The 17,571-nt window shown below is 51.1% G+C and carries 18 protein-coding genes; 7 read left to right on the forward strand and 11 right to left on the reverse strand.

Going from position 1 to position 17,571, the window contains the following annotated elements:
* Nucleotides 1-42 precede the first annotated feature (42 nt).
* Complete coding sequence (locus EHSB41UT_RS20330) at nucleotides 43-474, forward strand: H-NS histone family protein (RefSeq protein ID WP_087112707.1); 432 nt, start codon at nucleotides 43-45, stop codon at nucleotides 472-474.
* Nucleotides 475-547: 73 nt separating this feature from the next.
* Here the strand turns inward: EHSB41UT_RS20330 and trhP are convergent, their stop codons facing one another.
* The 4 genes from trhP to radC all read right to left on the reverse strand — a co-directional run bounded on the left by trhP (nucleotide 548) and on the right by radC (nucleotide 3,382).
* Nucleotides 548-1,891: a prephenate-dependent tRNA uridine(34) hydroxylase TrhP gene (trhP, locus tag EHSB41UT_RS20335; RefSeq protein ID WP_087112708.1), complete on the reverse strand. Its 1,344-nt coding sequence runs from the start codon at nucleotides 1,889-1,891 to the stop codon at nucleotides 548-550.
* Nucleotides 1,892-2,027: 136 nt separating this feature from the next.
* The gene (gene rpmG / locus EHSB41UT_RS20340) at nucleotides 2,028-2,195 is read right to left on the reverse strand and encodes a 50S ribosomal protein L33 (RefSeq protein WP_087112709.1); all 168 of its coding nucleotides are present in this window, start codon (nucleotides 2,193-2,195) and stop codon (nucleotides 2,028-2,030) included.
* A 31-nt stretch (nucleotides 2,196-2,226) separates the two neighbouring features.
* Complete coding sequence (rpmB, locus tag EHSB41UT_RS20345) at nucleotides 2,227-2,463, reverse strand: 50S ribosomal protein L28 (protein ID WP_087112710.1); 237 nt, start codon at nucleotides 2,461-2,463, stop codon at nucleotides 2,227-2,229.
* 244 nt (nucleotides 2,464-2,707) lie between these two features.
* Entirely contained in the window at nucleotides 2,708-3,382 is a 675-nt protein-coding gene (gene radC / locus EHSB41UT_RS20350; RefSeq protein WP_087112711.1) for a RadC family protein, read from the reverse strand.
* A 113-nt stretch (nucleotides 3,383-3,495) separates the two neighbouring features.
* On the opposite strand from radC, the gene coaBC reads away from it, so the two are divergent.
* The 5 genes from coaBC (at nucleotide 3,496) to slmA (ending at nucleotide 9,778) form a co-directional block, all read left to right on the forward strand.
* Nucleotides 3,496-4,716 carry a bifunctional phosphopantothenoylcysteine decarboxylase/phosphopantothenate--cysteine ligase CoaBC gene (gene coaBC / locus EHSB41UT_RS20355; protein ID WP_087112773.1) on the forward strand — a complete coding sequence of 407 codons (1,221 nt, stop codon included), beginning with the start codon at nucleotides 3,496-3,498 and terminating at the stop codon, nucleotides 4,714-4,716.
* A gap of 20 nt (nucleotides 4,717-4,736) precedes the next feature.
* Nucleotides 4,737-5,189 (forward strand): dUTP diphosphatase, encoded by a 453-nt coding sequence (gene dut, locus EHSB41UT_RS20360; RefSeq protein WP_087112712.1) that lies wholly within the window; start codon nucleotides 4,737-4,739, stop codon nucleotides 5,187-5,189.
* Between the two features lie 183 nt (nucleotides 5,190-5,372).
* Nucleotides 5,373-8,045, forward strand: coding sequence for a phosphomannomutase/phosphoglucomutase (locus EHSB41UT_RS24965; protein WP_278248166.1), 2,673 nt, complete (start codon nucleotides 5,373-5,375; stop codon nucleotides 8,043-8,045).
* A gap of 182 nt (nucleotides 8,046-8,227) precedes the next feature.
* Nucleotides 8,228-9,118 (forward strand): acetylglutamate kinase, encoded by an 891-nt coding sequence (argB, locus tag EHSB41UT_RS20370; protein ID WP_242667378.1) that lies wholly within the window; start codon nucleotides 8,228-8,230, stop codon nucleotides 9,116-9,118.
* 6 nt (nucleotides 9,119-9,124) lie between these two features.
* Nucleotides 9,125-9,778 carry a nucleoid occlusion factor SlmA gene (gene slmA, locus EHSB41UT_RS20375; protein WP_087112714.1) on the forward strand — a complete coding sequence of 218 codons (654 nt, stop codon included), beginning with the start codon at nucleotides 9,125-9,127 and terminating at the stop codon, nucleotides 9,776-9,778.
* A 66-nt stretch (nucleotides 9,779-9,844) separates the two neighbouring features.
* Here slmA and EHSB41UT_RS20380 read toward each other — a convergent pair whose 3' ends face one another.
* Together EHSB41UT_RS20380 and pyrE are read right to left on the reverse strand one after the other, a co-directional pair.
* Nucleotides 9,845-10,819 carry a hypothetical protein gene (locus EHSB41UT_RS20380; protein ID WP_133060599.1) on the reverse strand — a complete coding sequence of 325 codons (975 nt, stop codon included), beginning with the start codon at nucleotides 10,817-10,819 and terminating at the stop codon, nucleotides 9,845-9,847.
* A 42-nt stretch (nucleotides 10,820-10,861) separates the two neighbouring features.
* A complete protein-coding gene (pyrE, locus tag EHSB41UT_RS20385; RefSeq protein ID WP_087112716.1) occupies nucleotides 10,862-11,503 on the reverse strand; it encodes an orotate phosphoribosyltransferase in 642 nt (213 codons plus the stop codon).
* A 286-nt stretch (nucleotides 11,504-11,789) separates the two neighbouring features.
* Here pyrE and EHSB41UT_RS20390 point away from each other — a divergent pair, with 286 nt between their 5' ends.
* Nucleotides 11,790-12,572 carry an exodeoxyribonuclease III gene (locus EHSB41UT_RS20390; RefSeq protein ID WP_087112717.1) on the forward strand — a complete coding sequence of 261 codons (783 nt, stop codon included), beginning with the start codon at nucleotides 11,790-11,792 and terminating at the stop codon, nucleotides 12,570-12,572.
* A gap of 67 nt (nucleotides 12,573-12,639) precedes the next feature.
* Here EHSB41UT_RS20390 and EHSB41UT_RS20395 read toward each other — a convergent pair whose 3' ends face one another.
* From EHSB41UT_RS20395 to phnW, 5 genes are read right to left on the reverse strand one after another with little or no spacing between them, the layout of a single operon-like run.
* Complete coding sequence (locus EHSB41UT_RS20395) at nucleotides 12,640-13,698, reverse strand: hypothetical protein (protein WP_087112718.1); 1,059 nt, start codon at nucleotides 13,696-13,698, stop codon at nucleotides 12,640-12,642.
* 52 nt (nucleotides 13,699-13,750) lie between these two features.
* Entirely contained in the window at nucleotides 13,751-14,437 is a 687-nt protein-coding gene (locus EHSB41UT_RS20400) for an ureidoglycolate lyase (protein ID WP_087112719.1), read from the reverse strand.
* A 15-nt stretch (nucleotides 14,438-14,452) separates the two neighbouring features.
* Nucleotides 14,453-15,544: a TIGR03364 family FAD-dependent oxidoreductase gene (locus EHSB41UT_RS20405; RefSeq protein WP_087112720.1), complete on the reverse strand. Its 1,092-nt coding sequence runs from the start codon at nucleotides 15,542-15,544 to the stop codon at nucleotides 14,453-14,455.
* Complete coding sequence (phnX, locus tag EHSB41UT_RS20410) at nucleotides 15,541-16,386, reverse strand: phosphonoacetaldehyde hydrolase (RefSeq protein WP_087112721.1); 846 nt, start codon at nucleotides 16,384-16,386, stop codon at nucleotides 15,541-15,543. Before phnX ends, EHSB41UT_RS20405 begins: the two co-directional genes overlap by 4 nt.
* The gene (gene phnW, locus EHSB41UT_RS20415) at nucleotides 16,383-17,567 is read right to left on the reverse strand and encodes a 2-aminoethylphosphonate--pyruvate transaminase (RefSeq protein WP_087112775.1); all 1,185 of its coding nucleotides are present in this window, start codon (nucleotides 17,565-17,567) and stop codon (nucleotides 16,383-16,385) included. Before phnW ends, phnX begins: the two co-directional genes overlap by 4 nt.
* Nucleotides 17,568-17,571 lie beyond the last annotated feature (4 nt).

The raw sequence follows: 17,571 nt of genomic DNA on the forward strand, positions 1-17,571 counted from the left end.
ACCAATAACGCTCATTCAAGATTTTAATAAAGGTAATATATCATGAATATGTTTGAAGAAATCATGCATCGTCTGTCCAGCAAAACTCGTATGCGTGGCCTGTTCAAAGATGTACACCTTGAAGACATGGAGCGCATTGTTGAACGCATGCAGGCTCTGATTGACGAGAAGCGTGCTGAGCAGCAAGCTGCGGAAGAAAAGAACAAGGAAAAAGCTGAAAGCATCGAGCAGATTCGCAAAATGCTGGAAGAGAAGGGCCTGTCCCTGTCCGACCTGGGCGGTTCCGAAGACGCTCTGCCAAAGAAGCGTCGTAACGTTAGCAAGCATAACTTTGAATACGTAACCAAAGCTGGCGACACTGTAACCTGGTACGGCTCTACTACCGGCCGTCTGCCTAAAGAATTCCAGCTGTACCTGGAAGAAACTGGCAAGAAGCGTCAGGACTGCATCGTAGGCGGCAGCGAAGAAGAGTAATCTTTGCCCGCAATAAAAAAGGAGGCTTGAAGCCTCCTTTTTTATTGCCACAAATAAATTCAATAACGATTTATCAGAGCAGGTTTCTCACCAACAGAGAAAACTCATCCGGGTTAACACCCTCCGGACGAGGAATTTTTACACGGTGACCAGAACCTGGTGCTTCAGAAACAGACTCACCTTTTTTGTTCTCGATATGATCGAGTACAAAAGCCGCATTGCCTTTCGGCGTCATCAGCTCAACAACATCGCCTTTATTAAAGCGATTCTTCACATCAATCGTGATGAACTTATCATCGGCATCCACAACCTCACCAACAAACTGCTGTTTGGTACCAACAGAGCTGCCATGAGTATAGTTCTGATATTCATCATGAACGTGGCGACGATAAAAACCTTCGGTGTAACCACGGCTCGCCAGATTCTCCAGCGTATCCATTAATTCCATATTAAATGGACGGCCAGCAGCGGCATCATCAATCGCCTGACGATAAACCTGCGCCGTACGCGCCACATAGTAGTGAGACTTGGTACGACCTTCGATCTTCAGGGAATGCACACCCATCTCGGTCAGACGCTGCACATGCTGAATCGCACGCAGGTCTTTAGAGTTCATGATGTAGGTGCCGTGCTCATCTTCAAATGCCGGCATATATTCATCCGGACGATTACCTTCCTGCAACAGGAAGATCTTATCGGAAGGCTGTCCATCGCCCAGCGTTGGCTGACCTTCCGGGCCTTCCATTTTGGCGGCAGGGTCATACTGAACAGGAACGACATCACCTTCAGAAGTCTCTTTCGCTTCGTGAGCATCGTACTTCCAGCGGCAGGCGTTCGTGCAGGTACCCTGGTTCGGATCACGCTTATTCATGTAACCGGAGAGCAGGCAACGGCCCGAGTAGGCAATACACAGCGCGCCGTGAACAAACACTTCCAGCTCAGTATCCGGACACTCTTCACGGATTTCCTGAATCTCATCCAGAGACAGTTCGCGGGAAAGAATAATCCGGCTAACACCTTGCTGAGCCCAGAACTTAACCGTGGCAAAGTTGACCACATTAGCCTGAACAGAAAGGTGGACTTCGGTTTCTGGCCAGCGCTCTTTCACCATCATCACCAGACCCGGATCGGACATAATCAACGCATCCGGATTCATGGCAATCACAGGCTCCATATCACGCATAAAGGTTTTCACCTTGGCGTTGTGGGGAGCGATATTGCTGGCGAGATAAAACTTTTTACCCAGAGAGTGGGCTTCCTCGATCCCTTTGCCAAGGTTCTCGAGTTTGAAATCATTATTGCGCACCCGCAGGCTGTAACGGGGCTGGCCGGCGTAAACAGCATCTGCCCCATACGCGTAGGCAAAGCGCATGTTGCGCAGCGTACCGGCGGGTGACAGAAGTTCTGGCTTAATCATAAAACCTGCCTGAGTAGAAACAGCCCCGAGGGGCCGGATTGGTGCTTTTTGAACCTACGAAAAAACCCGCACCAGGCGGGTTTTTTCTTTTTATCTGACCGGTGTCAGAAGAGGCTGCAAGCCCAGAAGCAAAATCTTACTTGATTTTGGCTTCCTTAAACTCAACGTGCTTGCGTACCTTTGGATCGTACTTCTTGAAAACAAGCTTGTCCGGAGTGTTACGCTTGTTTTTGGTAGTGGTGTAGAAGTAACCAGTACCTGCAGTAGAAACCAGCTTGATCTTTTCGCGAATAGCCTTAGCCATTGTCAGTATCCTCTCGAGAAACTAGTCAGGATTAGACGCGTTCGCCACGAGCACGCAGCTCGGACAGAACGGAGTCAATGCCTTTCTTGTCAATGATACGCATACCCTTGGAGGATACACGCAGACGTACGAAGCGCTTCTCGGACTCTACCCAAAAACGATGGTAGTGCAGGTTAGGCAGAAAACGACGACGCGTTTTGTTGTTCGCGTGGGAAACGTTGTTGCCGACAGCAGGGCGCTTGCCGGTTACCTGGCAAACTCTAGACATGTTATTAGCCTCATCTAACACTTGCTGGTCGGCAGAGGTACCGACAGCTAGCAATTTAAACCGGATGCCATCTCAAAATTGAGTGACAGCTTAATCTTCTGGGGCATCAAGCGGTGATCCGGACTCAAAGACCCGGCTTTATACCAGAAAGGTATCAGCCAGACAAGAAATTATGTTCTTTTTATTCAAAAGAGAAACGCTAGTACAACACAAATAATCGGCTATTCACACCCTTAATTCGGAATCACATCAATCCCCGTTCGGCCAGAGAAACCGTGGCTCCATCACCCACAACCATATGATCCAGCACCCTTACATCAATCAATTCCAAAGCGTGACTTAACCGTTTAGTAATGCGTATATCTGCATCAGAAGGTTCTGCGATACCCGATGGGTGATTATGAGCAAATACCACAGCAGCAGCATTATGACTTAATGCTCTTCTAACCACTTCTCTTGGATATACCGCTGCTCCATCAATCGTTCCCTGAAACAACTCTTCAAAAGCCAATGGTCGGTGTCGATTATCAAGAAACAGGCAACAAAAACATTCCGCAGGTTTATCTCTTAGTTTCATCTGCAGATAACTGCGGGTGTGAATAGATGAGGTTAGAGCATCCTCACGAAACAACACTTCTTTCTGATGACGGCGCGCCATTTCCAGCACCGCCTGTAACTGAGCAAATTTAGCTGAGCCCAGACCGTGATGGTTACAAAACTCGTTCTGATCGGCCTGTAACAGCAATCTCAGGCTGCCGAAGCCGGTTAACAGCTGGCGGGCAAGATCTACAGCCGAAAGGCCTGAGACACCCGTACGGAGGAAAATAGCCAGCAGCTCTGCATCACTCAAAGCTTCCGCACCCAGCGACAACAGCTTTTCCCGTGGCCGCTCATCGGCCGGCCAGTCTGTAATTGCCATAAGCCCCCTTCATAGAAGAGAAGAAGGTAGATCATTTTGGCAATTGCTCCCGCGAGATAGATATAATGCTGCGATCAAGGCAGAAACTGAAGTCCCCACTCGCTATGCAAAATCTGCACAGGCTTAACAACAAGCGCATTCTGCTCGGCATTACCGGCGGTATTGCGGCTTACAAATCCGCAGAACTGGTACGCCATATCCGCAAGGCAGGCGCTGAAGTTCACGTCGTTATGACCCCGGCCGCCTGTGAGTTTATTACTCCGCTTACGCTACAGGCGCTCTCCGGCAACCCTGTGCATACCAGCATGCTGGATCCAAAGGCAGAAGCGGGTATGGGCCATATTGAACTGGCCAAATGGGCCGATGCGGTATTGATTGCTCCGGCCAGTGCCGATTTTATCGCCCGCATGACTGCAGGAATGGGCAACGATCTGCTCTCCACCCTCTGTCTGGTGACCAACGCACCGGTTTATCTGGCACCAGCCATGAACCAGGGTATGTGGCTGGATACTGCCACCCAAAAGAACTGTGAAACTCTTAAAGACCGTGGCGTAACACTTTTCGGGCCGGATGAAGGCTATCAGGCCTGTGGCGATGTCGGCCCCGGTCGCATGTTGGATCCGGAAGTTATCCTCCAACATCTGGTTGGTCATCTGGAAAGCGGACTACTTGCAGGCAAGAAAGTGGTTATTACCGCGGGGCCGACCCGGGAGGCCATCGACCCGGTTCGTTACATTTCCAACCACAGCTCAGGAAAGATGGGCTTTGCCCTGGCAGCCGCAGCAGCGGAAGCTGGCGCCACTGTTACTCTAATTGCCGGCCCGGTTCATCTGCCAACACCGGAACGAGTGCAGCGTGTGGACGTTATTACCGCACGGGACATGCACACCGCAGCAATGGAACACACGGAAGGCAGCGACCTGTTTATCGGCTGCGCAGCTGTTGCAGACTATCGTCCGGAAACTATTGCCGAATCCAAGATCAAGAAAGATCCGAACAGTCCGGACCAGACTTTGGACATCAAGCTGGTACGTAATCCGGATGTGGTTGCTTCTGTTGCCGCGAAAGACAACCGCCCGTTTGTGATTGGCTTTGCAGCAGAAACCCACAATGTAATCGAGTACGCGCAAGATAAGCTCAAGCGTAAAAAGCTCGACCTGATTATTGCCAACGATGTGAGCGACACCAGCATCGGCTTTAACAGTGAAGAGAACGCAGTCACTCTGGTGGGTGCAGATTTTGAAGAGACGCTGGATAAATGCTCCAAGCGTCAACTGGCCGGACACCTGATTGAGCTAATCGCTCAACAGTACAATTTGCAGACCAGCAACTAATTCAACGGATGGAGACGCACATGCACCTGAAAACCCGCATTCTGGATTCCCGCCTCGGTAACGAGTTTCCACTGCCAGCCTATGCTACTGAAGGCTCCGCCGGTCTGGATCTGCGCGCCATGCTGGATGAGCCACTAACACTCGAGCCGGGTCAGACCCAACTGCTGCCAACCGGTCTGGCCATTCATCTGGAAGATGCTGGTTATGCTGCCATGATCCTGCCTCGCTCCGGCCTGGGCCACAAACACGGCATCGTGCTGGGTAATCTGGTGGGTCTGATTGACTCCGATTACCAGGGTCAGCTGATGGTGTCCTGCTGGAACCGTGGCAACACTACCTTCACCGTTGAACCAGGTGAGCGTATTGCCCAGCTGGTTATCGTTCCAGTTCTGCAAGCCAAGCTCGATATCGTCGACAGTTTCGACGAAACCGACCGTGGCGAGGGCGGCTTCGGCTCTTCAGGCAGAAGCTGAAACCCTCCAAGCCATAGTAAAAGAGCGCCATGCAGTTAAAACTGCATCGCAAAAGGCTTTTTAAAACACAGGTTGATCAGGCAATCGCTGTCAGCCTGTGGCAACATAGAGAGCTGCACCTTCAAAGTTCTATAGAATCAACGGATTCTTCCTGAGTAAAAGCAATCATAAGGCGGGGAAGAGATGGCGCTTGCGGACAAATTTCCGGGCAAATCGGGTAAAAAATCACCCAAAGAGAAGCCAGCAAAACCAAAGGGCAAGAAGGCTAAGTCTGCTGCTTCCTCATCCAGGCAAACACCGAATATTCTTCCAGCAACAGGCATTGCTGCAGCCCTATTCCTCGTTATTTTCACAGCTATTTACTACCTGAACATCTTTGCCCCAGAAACAAAGTCCCGAGAGATTAACCTTCAGGCTGCCAGCGAACTGGCCGCTGGTCAGCTGCGTAATTTTTTGTTTGAGCAGCAACAGCTGGCCAAAAAACTGGCCGAGCAGCCGCAAGTGATTCAGGCACTCTCGACTCAAGCAACCCGTAAGGCCGTTGAGTCGTCCATAAGCCTTGGCTTACCAGCTCAGGGCAGCGTACAGATATTCTCCACCACTCAGGCCAGCGAAGGCTTACCCGAGGCCGGCTTTGCCATCAATGATCTGGCACGTCGAAGCATCAGCGGTGCAGCGACCAAACCGGAAGCTGCGCGGATGAATAACGCCTGGAAGGTGATTTCCGCCAGCCCGATTAAGAAAGGCGACAGCATTGCAGGCGCTGTGGTTGTCTCCACACCCATTCTGCCTCTGCAAAAAACACTGCAGCTAATCACAGCCAATGGCTCAGGTGTTCAGGTCTCTCAATCCGGCACCCAGCAGGCAGTCATTGTGGTCGGTAGCCCGACATCAAGTCCTGTCACGGTTACCGTGCCCGGTTATGACTGGTCGGTACAATACTCAGCACCCGCCTATGACATTATGCAATCACTCTGGTGGACGCTGGTTCTGGCGTTGCTGATTACAACGGGTGTTGTCTATGCGCTTTTACGCTCAGTGTCTTCAGTCTCCAATAAGCCAGTTACGGCGGATATCAGTCTTCTCGAAGGCCTGTTAAGAGATATTGCCTCAGGTCGCCAGCCTCAATCCGGCGGATTTAACGAACCCGCCTTTCAGCCTGTCGCCCAACTGGCGATTGAACTGTTTGGCCGAAAAGCCAGCCCAGTATCAGACGTTCCTCCGCCCAAACCAAAGGCTGTCCAAGTAGAGGATGAACTGCTGGTTTCTGAGGAGCCCGAGAAAGAAATAGAAGAACAGCCGGAGCAACAAAAGCCTCAACCAGCCGTTGCACAAAAGCAGCCAGAGCCAACAGTCGAAGAGAATTTCGACTCTCCACTGTTCAACGACATTGATGACGATGCTTTTGCGAATCTGGACTCTCTGGATGATCTCGAAGACATTACAGAAACTGCAGACACCGGAACCGCTGTAACACAAACGCCTGATATTCCTGCCAGCATCTTCCGCGCCTACGATATTCGTGGCGAAGTCGGCGTTACCCTCCAACCGGAATACGCCAGCCTTATAGGCCAGGCTGTTGCCAGCGAAGCTTTGGCACGGGGAGAGAAAAGCCTGATTGTTGCCAACGATGGTCGCCTCTCAAGTCCGGAGCTTCGTGAAAAACTGGTTGAAGGTATTCTTTCAACGGGCTGCAACGTGGTATCCATCGGCACAGTGCCAACACCGGTGCTGTACTTTGCCACCCATGAGCTTGAATCCAGCTCGGGCGTTATGATTACCGGCAGCCACAACCCTGCCAGCTACAACGGATTCAAGATTGTGATTGCCGGGGAGACTCTGGCAGAGGAAGAGATTCAAAACCTCTATCAGCGCATTCAGTCCCAGGGTTTTGCCCAGGGCAAGGGCCATGCGTCTTCGGTTGATATAACGCCAATCTATCAGCAACGTATTCTCGATGATGTTGTTCTCGCCAGCCCGCTCAAGATTGTTATCGACTGCGGCAATGGTGTGGCCGGTAATACCGCGCCACAACTGTTCGAGCAGTTGGGCTGCGATGTTGTACAGCTCTATTGCGATATAGACGGCAACTTCCCGAACCATCATCCCGACCCGGGCCAGCCTGCCAATATCTCGGCTCTCATCGAGACGGTGAAAAAGGAAAACGCTGATATTGGTATTGCCTTTGATGGCGACGGTGACCGGGTTGGACTGGTTACCAATGCCGGCACCATTATTTATCCTGACAAGCTGCTGATGCTGCTGGCCAAAGATGTTGTCTCCCGCAACCCGGGGGCCGATATTATCTTTGATGTAAAATGCACACGTCGTCTAAACGCCTTGATCAGCGGTTATGGTGGCCGTCCGGTTATGTGGAAATCCGGTCACTCGTTAATTAAGCGCAAGATGCGCGAAACCGGCGCCCTTCTGGCTGGAGAGATGAGCGGACACATCTTCTTCAAAGAACGTTGGTACGGCTTTGACGACGGCATCTACAGCGCGGCTCGCATCGCCGAAGTGCTGGCTACAGAAGGTAGAGATGCAGAGACGGTCTTTAATTCCTTCCCGGCGACCGTCAGCACGCCAGAAATCAGCGTGACCGTTGGCGATGACAACAAGTTTGGCCTGATGCAAAAGATCTCTGCCAAAGCGCAGTTTGGTGAAGCCAGTATCAATACCATCGACGGCGTGCGGGTTGATTATCCCTGGGGCTGGGGTCTTGTTCGGGCATCGAACACCACTCCGGCGCTGGTGTTCCGCTTTGAGGCGGACAATGATGAAAACCTCGGCAAGGTTCAAAGAACCTTCCGGGAACAGATCATGCAGATAGAACCGCGCCTGACGCTCCCGTTTTGACATTAACATTTTCAAGACAATAACCTTTTCAAAGGTATCCGGTAAAACGGCTACTTTTGAACGGGCTTCAGGCGACCAAACACAGTCAGACAATAAGTACAGCAATGGGTGAGAACAACGTGACTACAAGTAAAGTCTCAGAAGAACAGGAGCAACATGCCGCTTCCCTCTCTAACTCTACCATCGCAAATGTTCTGACCAAGGCCTTGCCTTACCTGCAGCGCTTTGCCGGCCAAACTTTCGTGATCAAATATGGCGGCAATGCCATGGAGAGCGAAGAACTGCAGAATAGTTTTGCCCGGGACATCGTGCTGCTGAAAGCCGTTGGCATTAATCCGGTTGTGGTTCACGGCGGCGGCCCGCAGATTGGTCAGCTGCTGGAACGGCTGAGCATCAAGTCACAGTTCATCAATGGCATGCGGGTGACCGACAGCGAAACCATGGACGTTGTCCAGATGGTGCTTGGCGGACTGGTCAATAAAGAGATCGTCAGCCTGATCAACCGTAATGGCGGCCGCGCTATTGGTATCACTGGCAAAGACGGTGACTTTATTTGGGCCAGGAAACTCACGGGCTTTAATGAGGTTGCCTCTGCCGGTGGGCGGGAAATTGTCGATATTGGCCAGGTAGGCGAGGTAAAATCCATCAACACAGACATTCTCAAGATGCTTGAGAATTCTGATTTCATCCCGGTTATTGCTCCCATTGGTGTTGATGAACAGGGTAAATCCTATAACATCAACGCCGACCTTGTAGCCGGCAAGCTGGCGGAGGTTCTCAAGGCCGAGAAGCTCATCCTGCTGACCAATACCCGTGGCGTTCTGGACAACGACGGTAACACCGTGACCGGCCTGAACGTGGACGATGTACGGAATCTGATTGACGAAGGCACGATCTATGGTGGTATGCTCCCCAAGATTCAGTGCGCTCTGGACGCCGTTCAATCCGGCGTAAATGGCGTCCATATCGTAGATGGACGTGTCATCCACGCTGTTCTGCTGGAGATATTCACAGAGCAGGGCGTTGGCACCATGATCCACTCTTCCCCCGTTTCACCAACCCGTAATACATAGCACCGAATGGAAAAGGTAGAGCAAGCAAACCTGCAGGACATCACGCGCAATGAAACTGCACGTAAAGAGTCTGCAGCCAGGGAGAAAGTTTCCCGTAAAGACCAGATCCTCCAGACTCTGGCCCATATGCTGGAAACCAGCCCGGGTGAGCGTATTACTACGGCTCGTCTGGCTCAGGAGGTTGGTGTTTCGGAAGCGGCCCTGTATCGTCATTTCCCCAGCAAGGCCAAGATGTTCGAGGGACTGATCCAGTTCATCGAAGAAACCCTGTTCTCCAGAATCACCCGCATTGTCAGCGATGAAGCCGGCTCTCTGGTTGCCTGTCAGCGCATCCTGACGCTACTTCTGCTGTTCTGTGAGAAGAACCCGGGCCTGACCCGTATTCTGACCGGCGATGCACTTAACGGTGAAACTGACCGTCTGCGCACCCGTGTTATTCAGTTGTTTGATCGTCTGGAAACCCAGATCCGTCAGGTGCTGCGCGATGCGGAGATCAAGGAAGGGTTGCGGACCAGCCTGACTCAGACTGCAACCGCCAACATGCTGCTGGCGCTGGCCGAAGGCCGTATCAGCCAGTTTGTACGCAGCCGTTTCCGTCAGAAGCCCTCCGAAAACTGGGATGACCAGTGGGCAGCTGTCAGCAAAATTATTTTCCGGTAAGAAGATTGCGATTTAGATGGTTCCCACGCTTAGCGTGGGAACCAATCACGTAGGAATAACGACGGCTTAGCCAGCTTTGTGGAAGCGGATAACAGAGTCATCCCAGAACACGAACAGATCACCATTGCGTGAATCCATCACCGGATAACGTTCCTCTCTGGCAAAGGCTACCTTCGAGGTTTTCCCGGCACGGGTAAACTCTTTACGGAAGTACACCACAACAATTTCATTGTCACGGTTCAAAGACCAGTTGCCGCGCCACTTCTCAATACCGTAATCGCCATTACGTATGAGAAGGAAACGCCCGCCATCCTCAGCCTGCCAGGTAATCACATCAGCACCTGACTCAACGGGTTCCCACTCACCGGAAACATCTTTCTCGGCCAGCTTCAGGTTTTCATTGCGCTGATCGACCTTCTTCTCTCCATGGAGAAGAAAATTAACCCGATCCTTACGCATGGCGTACTCGGCCCGCAGCTCGTCCTTCTCTTTGCCGAAGGCTTCAATGTCCAGCTGGAAGCGCTTTTTACCAGCCTGAATATTTTTCATTTCCTGGATCAGGGCATCCGGAACCTTCTGACCAGAGCGCTCCATACCCGCAGCCTGAGCCTGTTTCTTTTCAAACTGAAGCTGCTGTCTCTGGATATTGCCCTGGATAACCTCGATACGGGTATCAATCTCGGCCAGAAGCCGCTCAAGGGAGCGGTCAACATCTTCTACGCTGTTAAACAGCCGTAGAAGCTCTGCATCCTTTTCCGCCTGAACCTTTGCAACTGCATCCTGCTGTTTCTCAAGCTCCCGCTTTAACAGCAAGGCCTGACGGGCTTCATCGGTCAGCTCCGGCTTGACCACTTCCAGCACTTTGCCGCTCTCAGACAAAACTTCATAACCCCGAGGCGCTGCTTCCCTTGGGACCTGAGTGGAAATCACAACTTCACCCTGATCATTCACATAACGGAATAATTGGGCAGCAGAACTCTGGGCCGGAAACGTTCCAGCCATAATCAAAGTGATACCGAACAGCCTGACCAGTTGATTCAAGGTGCGTACGTCCGTGAGCGGCAAAAATTAAATTTTTAAGTGTTAAACACCGTAGCGATTTCTGTAGTCTTGAATCGCCTGTGCATATTGTTTGAGACTATCATCTTCAGCAATGAATTCCATTATCTGGGTCAAGCTGACAATGCTGATTACCGGAATTTTGTAATCCCGTTCAACTTCCTGAGCCGCAGACAATTCACCCAGCCCTTTTTCCTGACGATCAATACAAATCACCACGCAGGCAGGATCAGCACCATTGGCAGAAATCAGCTCCATGGATTCACGGATAGCGGTGCCGGCTGTCATCACATCATCAACAATGGCAATACGACCCTGCAGAGGCGCACCGACCAAAGTGCCACCTTCGCCGTGATCCTTGGCTTCCTTGCGGTTGAAACACCATGGCTTATCAAGATTATGCTGATCGGCAAGTGCAATGGTTGCTGCAGATGCGAGAGGGATGCCTTTATAGGCCGGGCCAAAGACAACGTCATATTCAACGCCGGCATCCGTCAGAGCCTGAGCATAAAAGCGGCCGAGGGCAGCGAGTGCTTTTCCGCTGTTAAACAGACCCGCATTGAAGAAGTAAGGAGACACACGACCGGATTTAAGAGTGAATTCACCGAACTTTAATACCTGGTGTTCGATGGCGAAGCGAATAAAATCACGCTGGTAATCTTTCATGTGCGACCCTGAATCAAAAACATTTCATTGTTATGCTCAGCGGGTGCTAGAGCGACCTTATTCTACCAACTTCCCAGAAAATCGCTGCCCCTTCGTAAAGTTACTTAATGTTACCGTATAGTCATGTTCACTGGCCGGGAGTATCATATCCGTTAGTTTTGAACAGATTACGAACGGCTAACTTCGATTTAGCCCGCTTAAGAACCGCTATATCCACCAGCTTCAAGTAGTTTGTACCGCTTAAAAACAGCCAATAACGTAGCGGCGGATAGTACAGGACCCCTGCATGAGAGTTATCAGCTTCAACTGTGAAGGTATTTTCAACGCAGCTGAAAAGGGCTTTTTCGATTGGGCTCAGGATCAGGATGCTGATGTCATCTGCCTTCAGGATATCCGTGCCCGGGAAAATGATCTGATTGATGCACCGTTCACTCCGGACGGGTATTTCAGTTACTTCTTTGAAGACTACACCCGCCATGCAGGCCAGGGTGGCGTCGCGATTTATACACGTACACCGCCAAAGGCAATTATCTCCGGCCTGAGCATGCATGAGGCCGATGTTCACGGTCTCTATCTGCAGGCAGACTTCGACAAAATCAGCATCGGTACTCTGCTGGTTCCAGAAACGGATAACTCTCCGGAATCTCTGAACTGGCGTTTCAAGTTTATGGAAGAGTATCTGGACTACCTGAACAAGCAGCGCCGCAAGCGCCGTGAGTTTATTACCTGCGGCAGCTGGCAGGTGGCCCACAAGAAGATTGACCTGGCCAACTGGCGTAAAGCCCAGGAAAAGCCTGGCTTCCTGCCACCAGAACGCGGATGGATGGATGAGATCCTTGGCGGCATGGATTATGTCGATACTTACCGCGAGGTCGATCGTGAAGGTGGCAAGTATTCCTTCTGGCCAACGGATGAAGCCCGTGAACAGAATGATGGCTACCGGTTCGACTACCAGGTTTCAACGCCAAGCATGAAGCACAGAGTATTGCACTCCGGCATTTACTCCGGCTTAGAGTTCTCTCGCCATGCACCGGTCATCGTTGATTACGACTGGGAACTGTCCATCTAACACTCCAGATGAAACCAAAAAGCCAGACTCTGCAGTCTGGCTTTTTGGTATTACATCATTCGCACTTTTAATGAGGACATTTCGCCCAGGTGCGCTTGCCTTCATAAGGTCTTGAGAACTCTTCAAAGTAATCAAAGGTTCCACACTTCCCGCAGCGCAGCTTGCCATTACAGTTATTGATCGGCTTGGTGCAGTAGCGAACATCACTCAGTTCAGTCGAACGCCAGAGACGCCCAGCTCGAATATCTTCATCACTCCACTCGCATGGCGTTCTCTTACATTCACACTTCATCAGATTGCCTTCAATCTTGCACCTGCGGCAGGTCCAATTATCAAACATCCAGGCAAGATCAGACTGACAGACCAAACGCCCCTTGGCGAACGAGACACTTCTACCACGACACTGCCCCGGATCAATCCAGGTACGGATGGTATCGGCGAAGAAACCACTTCCCGTTTTACACAGACAAGACAGCTTGCCGTTTTTCATCGAGCAGGCTTTGCAGAACTGCTCATAATCACCTTTCGGGAAACTATTGGGATCAGGCTTCATCTCTGGCCGTGGTTGTGGTTGAGGCTTCGGCTTTGGTTTCTCGACAACAGGCTCCTGGGGAACGGGTTTAGGCACAACAGGTTCCTCTGGTGCCGGAACAATATCTTCACTATCCACTACCTCTGGGTCTTCCAGCACAGGAGCGTCAACGATTGGCTCATCAACCTCCGGTTCCGTGGTCGGCTCTTTATTTTCTTCTTCCGTGCGATCAGGCTGCTCCCGATTTGGTTCGTCCTGATTCACCTCTTCTTCGCTGTCTGCGACAGGATCCTCAACAGGCTTCTGCTCTTCCAGCGGCTCATCCCGCTCCACAACATCATCAGGTGTACTGGTATTACACAACAGATATCCGCCCTGAAACTCAACCCGGCCCTCATCGCAACTATTGAGATCCAGCTTCTGTTCCAAAAATTCGCCCTTGTTATCCGGACAGTCGCAGCGTAATACACCGGTCTCGCTATTGATCGTACAGCTCCGACAAATCTCCAGATAATCCTCAACAGGAGGAACCGGCGCGGCCAGCACTGCAAACGAAGCCATCAGCAGCGGCAGTAAAAGAGTTCTTATCATCATGACATCCCTGTTTTTCTTTCTGCTTTACAACAGACTAGACAGGAATGTCGGCTCAGGCGGGTACTTTTAGATCCAGGCTCAGGTAGGTTGAAAACTCAGTAACAAAATCCACGGCAACACAGGCATGCACTCGCCCTTGTCGGTTTTGATACACAGCTTTGCGGGAGAGTGGAAACACCGGCTGATGCCAGATATCCGGAAAGATCTGGATTCCAAAACTGCCATCACAATAAAAGCCGACAAAGTCCTCAGGCTGCACATCATCACCCGGTAGAGCCAATAGCGCGATAAATGGCTGTCCATCCTGAGGATAAAACAACTGCCCGCCATCCGGATGGTAATTGGCTTCACGAATATAAACCTGAGTCGAGATAGATGGTTCGCCGGACTCCCTTGCATTAACCGGGTCACAAAACCAGCCCGTGACATAATGCCCATCTACAGCCAGGTTATGGGCAACCATGCAGTCTCCATCCCGGTAAAAGATAAACTCGTCCTCTACCGTACCCCCCTGATCACCAGTTCCTTTCTCGACAGGCCGCCAACCTTGAGCTGGCCAGGGTTTGATAATGATCTGTTCGCTCTCAAAGTCGTGAACGATACGCCCATACCTGGCAAAGCTTTCAGCGGTTGCCTTCACGACAGGCACTGGATGAATAGTAATGCCCGGTTCATGGAGAGAAACCGTTCTATCCATGACTACGCAGGGTGCGGGCTTTTTGAGTTCAATACTGTCCATATAATTATTCTGGCCCTACCAGCCTGCCACCATATCATCAGCCAAACCAAATGAGAGCGTCATACCCAAACCATTCAGAACAGCAAAGACCCAGTTATTATCACCAACAGATTCAGCGATATAAGATCTGACCGGGCTATAGGCATAACAACCCATCCAGCGTTCCTTAACTAAGGAACCAGCGAAGTTAAGCACCCTGCTCAGCTCGCTCATATAGAGTTCATCGATATAACTTTCCGAGAATATCTCGGGAGACGAACCGTATTTATGGGAGTCACCAACTATCATTTCGCCACTGGCACAACTACTCGCCAACGGATTAATCCCATACTCCAAAAGCCCCGGTCTTTGCTGCTGAATACTCTCGCGAAGGCTGAAGGTTTCCGGCAGATTAGTGAATGAGGCATAACGGGTCAGACTCGTTTCTGTCGCGACCGCACGCTTGGGTATCAGCTCTGGCGACAGCTGCAACCGGCTTACCTGCAGTGAGCAAACGGATAATTCCAATTCATGGGCAAGCTCGGGCAGCAGTTGTTTTAGCCCCGCACCGGTTGCACAAACCACTCTGTCAGCATCGTATTGCGTCTTAAGCGATTCGAGATCCTGAACAGAAGTATTGAACTGAAAGGAAACATTCCAGCGATCTTGCAGCCAGTTCGTTAACTGCGGCAAAGCGGTACGGGCATCAATCACTCTTTCCGATTCACTCAACAGTGCCATTTGCACCGCAGAGGAAAGCATGGGCAACCGTTCTCTGGCTGCATCACCGCCCATCAGAGAGACCTCCCTCTCGGACTTATGCCCGTCATAAAAAGCCTGAAGCACAGCCATACCTTCATCTGAACAAACCGGAATCACAGAGCCCCGATGAAAGGCAATACCGGCGCCCGTTAAAGTCTCATCCCAGACGGAAAGGCTCTTTTGGGCAATCTCATACTCAGCACCAGTTGTCGCCAGTGGAAAGACAAGACCGAAGTTTTGAATGGATGCTCCCAAAGCTCGGTCATTTTGCTCAACAACCGTAACCTTCCAGCCCCGTTTGGCAGCAGCCAAAGCCACTGCCAGACCGCCGATCCCGGCACCTATAACCAGAAGCGATTGGATCAAGGCTGCTCGCCCCGTGTCAGACGTTGCTCAATATCCCGAATACATTCGGGCAGGTCTGCAATAGTATCGACAACATAATGGGCGCCCGACTTATAAAGCCGCTCGTAGGCTTTAATTCGCAGCTTGTTCTGCTCAGTAGCCGACAATGCCTGCCACTCATCCAAATCCAAACCAACCTCATTGCCACTGATTGCCAGACCAACGGTCCACATCCCGGCATTCAAGCCTTCTTCGATACCTACACAACTGTCGTCCACTTTGACGCAGGCCTGAACACAGCTAACGCGCAGATCCAGCATATTTTTCAGGCACATTTCCGGCAACGGCCTGCCATGGCTCACATCATCCACACACACGGCACTTTCCGGCGTATAACCTTGGCCCTTGAGAATGGGCAGCAGTGCATCGAGCATTTCACGGTTATAGCCGGTGTTACCAGCCAGCTTCACACCGCTTTCCTTAAGATCATCCAGAACCTTCCTGGCTCCTGGAATCAGATCGCCACATTGGCCAATCACCTCAATCTGCAGAGGAATAAATTGGCTATAGAGTTCATCCAGCGTTTGCTCATTGGGTTTATGGCCAAAACGCTTTTCCCACTCCTGCTCAATTCTCGACATCTGCAACAACGCATGAATATGTTCACGCTTATGCGTTCCCATCGGAATACGGGCTTCATCAGCGGTAATAGCCACCCCGGCATCCGCAAAAAGACGACACAAAGCCTTTACCGGAGCCATTGAACCAAAATCCACAACGGTTCCGGCCATATCCATAATTACAGCTTCAACCGGACCACTGTAACGACGCTGATAGCACCAACTTTGATGACGCGTGCTCATGCTGTTATTACCTTTTCTGGGCATGAAGATAGAGAGTCTGTAGCAGGAGCCTCTGACAGCCAGTACATGCTGTCTTTCACAGCAGCAATCAGACGCTCAAAATCTTTCGGGAATACGTGTCCAATGGTTCCCACCCGAAAACAGGGTGCTTTGGACACCTTGCCGGGATAAATGACAAAGCCTTTGGCTTTCAGTAGGTCGTAGAACTTTTTGAATTCAAACGCAGGGTGATCAGGCGTGTAGAACGAGGTAATAATCGGGGACTGGCTTTCAACCGGCAAAAGACACTTAAAGCCCAATGCCTGCATCCCATCCACCAGCGTTCGATGATTATCCCGGTAGCGTTGGTAGCGGGCAGAAATACCACCTTCCTCATCCAGCTCTTTTAAAGCCTGTTGAAACGCCAACACCGTGTGGGTCGGTGAAGTGAACCGCCATTTACCGCCATTGTCTTCCATACAGCGCCATTGGGCGTAGAGATCAAGTGTTAACGACCGAGCTCGTCCGGCACATACAGCCAAAGCCTCTTCACGAGCGACGACAAAACCAAAACCGGGAACACCCTGAACACACTTATTCGCAGAGCTGATAAGAAAGTCAATACCCAGCCCATCAACATCTATGGGCACTCCACCAAAGCTGCTCATGGCATCAACAATCAGACAACATTGATGCTCTTTTACGACTTGAGCCAATTCCGGCAGTGGGTTCAGTCGCCCGGTCGTGGTTTCACAATGCACCAGCACAACATGAGTGATAAACGGATCAGACTGGAGCCTGTCTCGTACCATCTCCGGCGAGGTTTCCCCCAATTCACCGCAATCCAGAACATCATGCTTTATGCCCAGATAGCGGGCAATTTCAGCAATCCTTAAACCGTAAACACCATTGGCAATAATCAACAGGCGGTTATCTTCTGAAAGAACACTGCCGATCGTTGCCTCGACCGTTCCGGTTCCACAGCCCTGCATAAGAACCGTGGTATATCCCGAAGCCGATGTGGCAAGTTTGGTCAGGGCCGAGCGAATCCATTGGACTCTGTCGTTGTAGTCACAGTCCCAGGTACTTAAATCCTGATTCATCGCCGCCCGCACGCCAGGTGATGTGGTTAGTGGCCCTGGGGTCAGTAATAGATAGTCTTCGTGACTCTCATCGTAATGGGACTGCAATGATTCCGTCATAACC

Origin of the sequence: Parendozoicomonas haliclonae (assembly GCF_900174585.1) — a bacterium.
GTDB classification, from domain to species: domain Bacteria; phylum Pseudomonadota; class Gammaproteobacteria; order Pseudomonadales; family Endozoicomonadaceae; genus Sansalvadorimonas; species Sansalvadorimonas haliclonae.

Coding starts and splice junctions, on each gene's coding strand:
- rpmG (WP_087112709.1), bottom strand. CDS start 2,195: ATGGCTAAGGCTATTCGCGAAAAGATCAAGCTGGTTTCTACTGCAGGT.
- slmA (WP_087112714.1), top strand. CDS start 9,125: ATGGAAAAGGTAGAGCAAGCAAACCTGCAGGACATCACGCGCAATGAA.
- phnW (WP_087112775.1), bottom strand. CDS start 17,567: ATGACGGAATCATTGCAGTCCCATTACGATGAGAGTCACGAAGACTAT.
- rpmB (WP_087112710.1), bottom strand. CDS start 2,463: ATGTCTAGAGTTTGCCAGGTAACCGGCAAGCGCCCTGCTGTCGGCAAC.
- EHSB41UT_RS24965 (WP_278248166.1), top strand. CDS start 5,373: ATGGCGCTTGCGGACAAATTTCCGGGCAAATCGGGTAAAAAATCACCC.
- phnX (WP_087112721.1), bottom strand. CDS start 16,386: ATGAGCACGCGTCATCAAAGTTGGTGCTATCAGCGTCGTTACAGTGGT.
- EHSB41UT_RS20400 (WP_087112719.1), bottom strand. CDS start 14,437: ATGGACAGTATTGAACTCAAAAAGCCCGCACCCTGCGTAGTCATGGAT.
- EHSB41UT_RS20395 (WP_087112718.1), bottom strand. CDS start 13,698: ATGATGATAAGAACTCTTTTACTGCCGCTGCTGATGGCTTCGTTTGCA.
- radC (WP_087112711.1), bottom strand. CDS start 3,382: ATGGCAATTACAGACTGGCCGGCCGATGAGCGGCCACGGGAAAAGCTG.
- trhP (WP_087112708.1), bottom strand. CDS start 1,891: ATGATTAAGCCAGAACTTCTGTCACCCGCCGGTACGCTGCGCAACATG.
- dut (WP_087112712.1), top strand. CDS start 4,737: ATGCACCTGAAAACCCGCATTCTGGATTCCCGCCTCGGTAACGAGTTT.
- EHSB41UT_RS20390 (WP_087112717.1), top strand. CDS start 11,790: ATGAGAGTTATCAGCTTCAACTGTGAAGGTATTTTCAACGCAGCTGAA.
- pyrE (WP_087112716.1), bottom strand. CDS start 11,503: ATGAAAGATTACCAGCGTGATTTTATTCGCTTCGCCATCGAACACCAG.
- EHSB41UT_RS20330 (WP_087112707.1), top strand. CDS start 43: ATGAATATGTTTGAAGAAATCATGCATCGTCTGTCCAGCAAAACTCGT.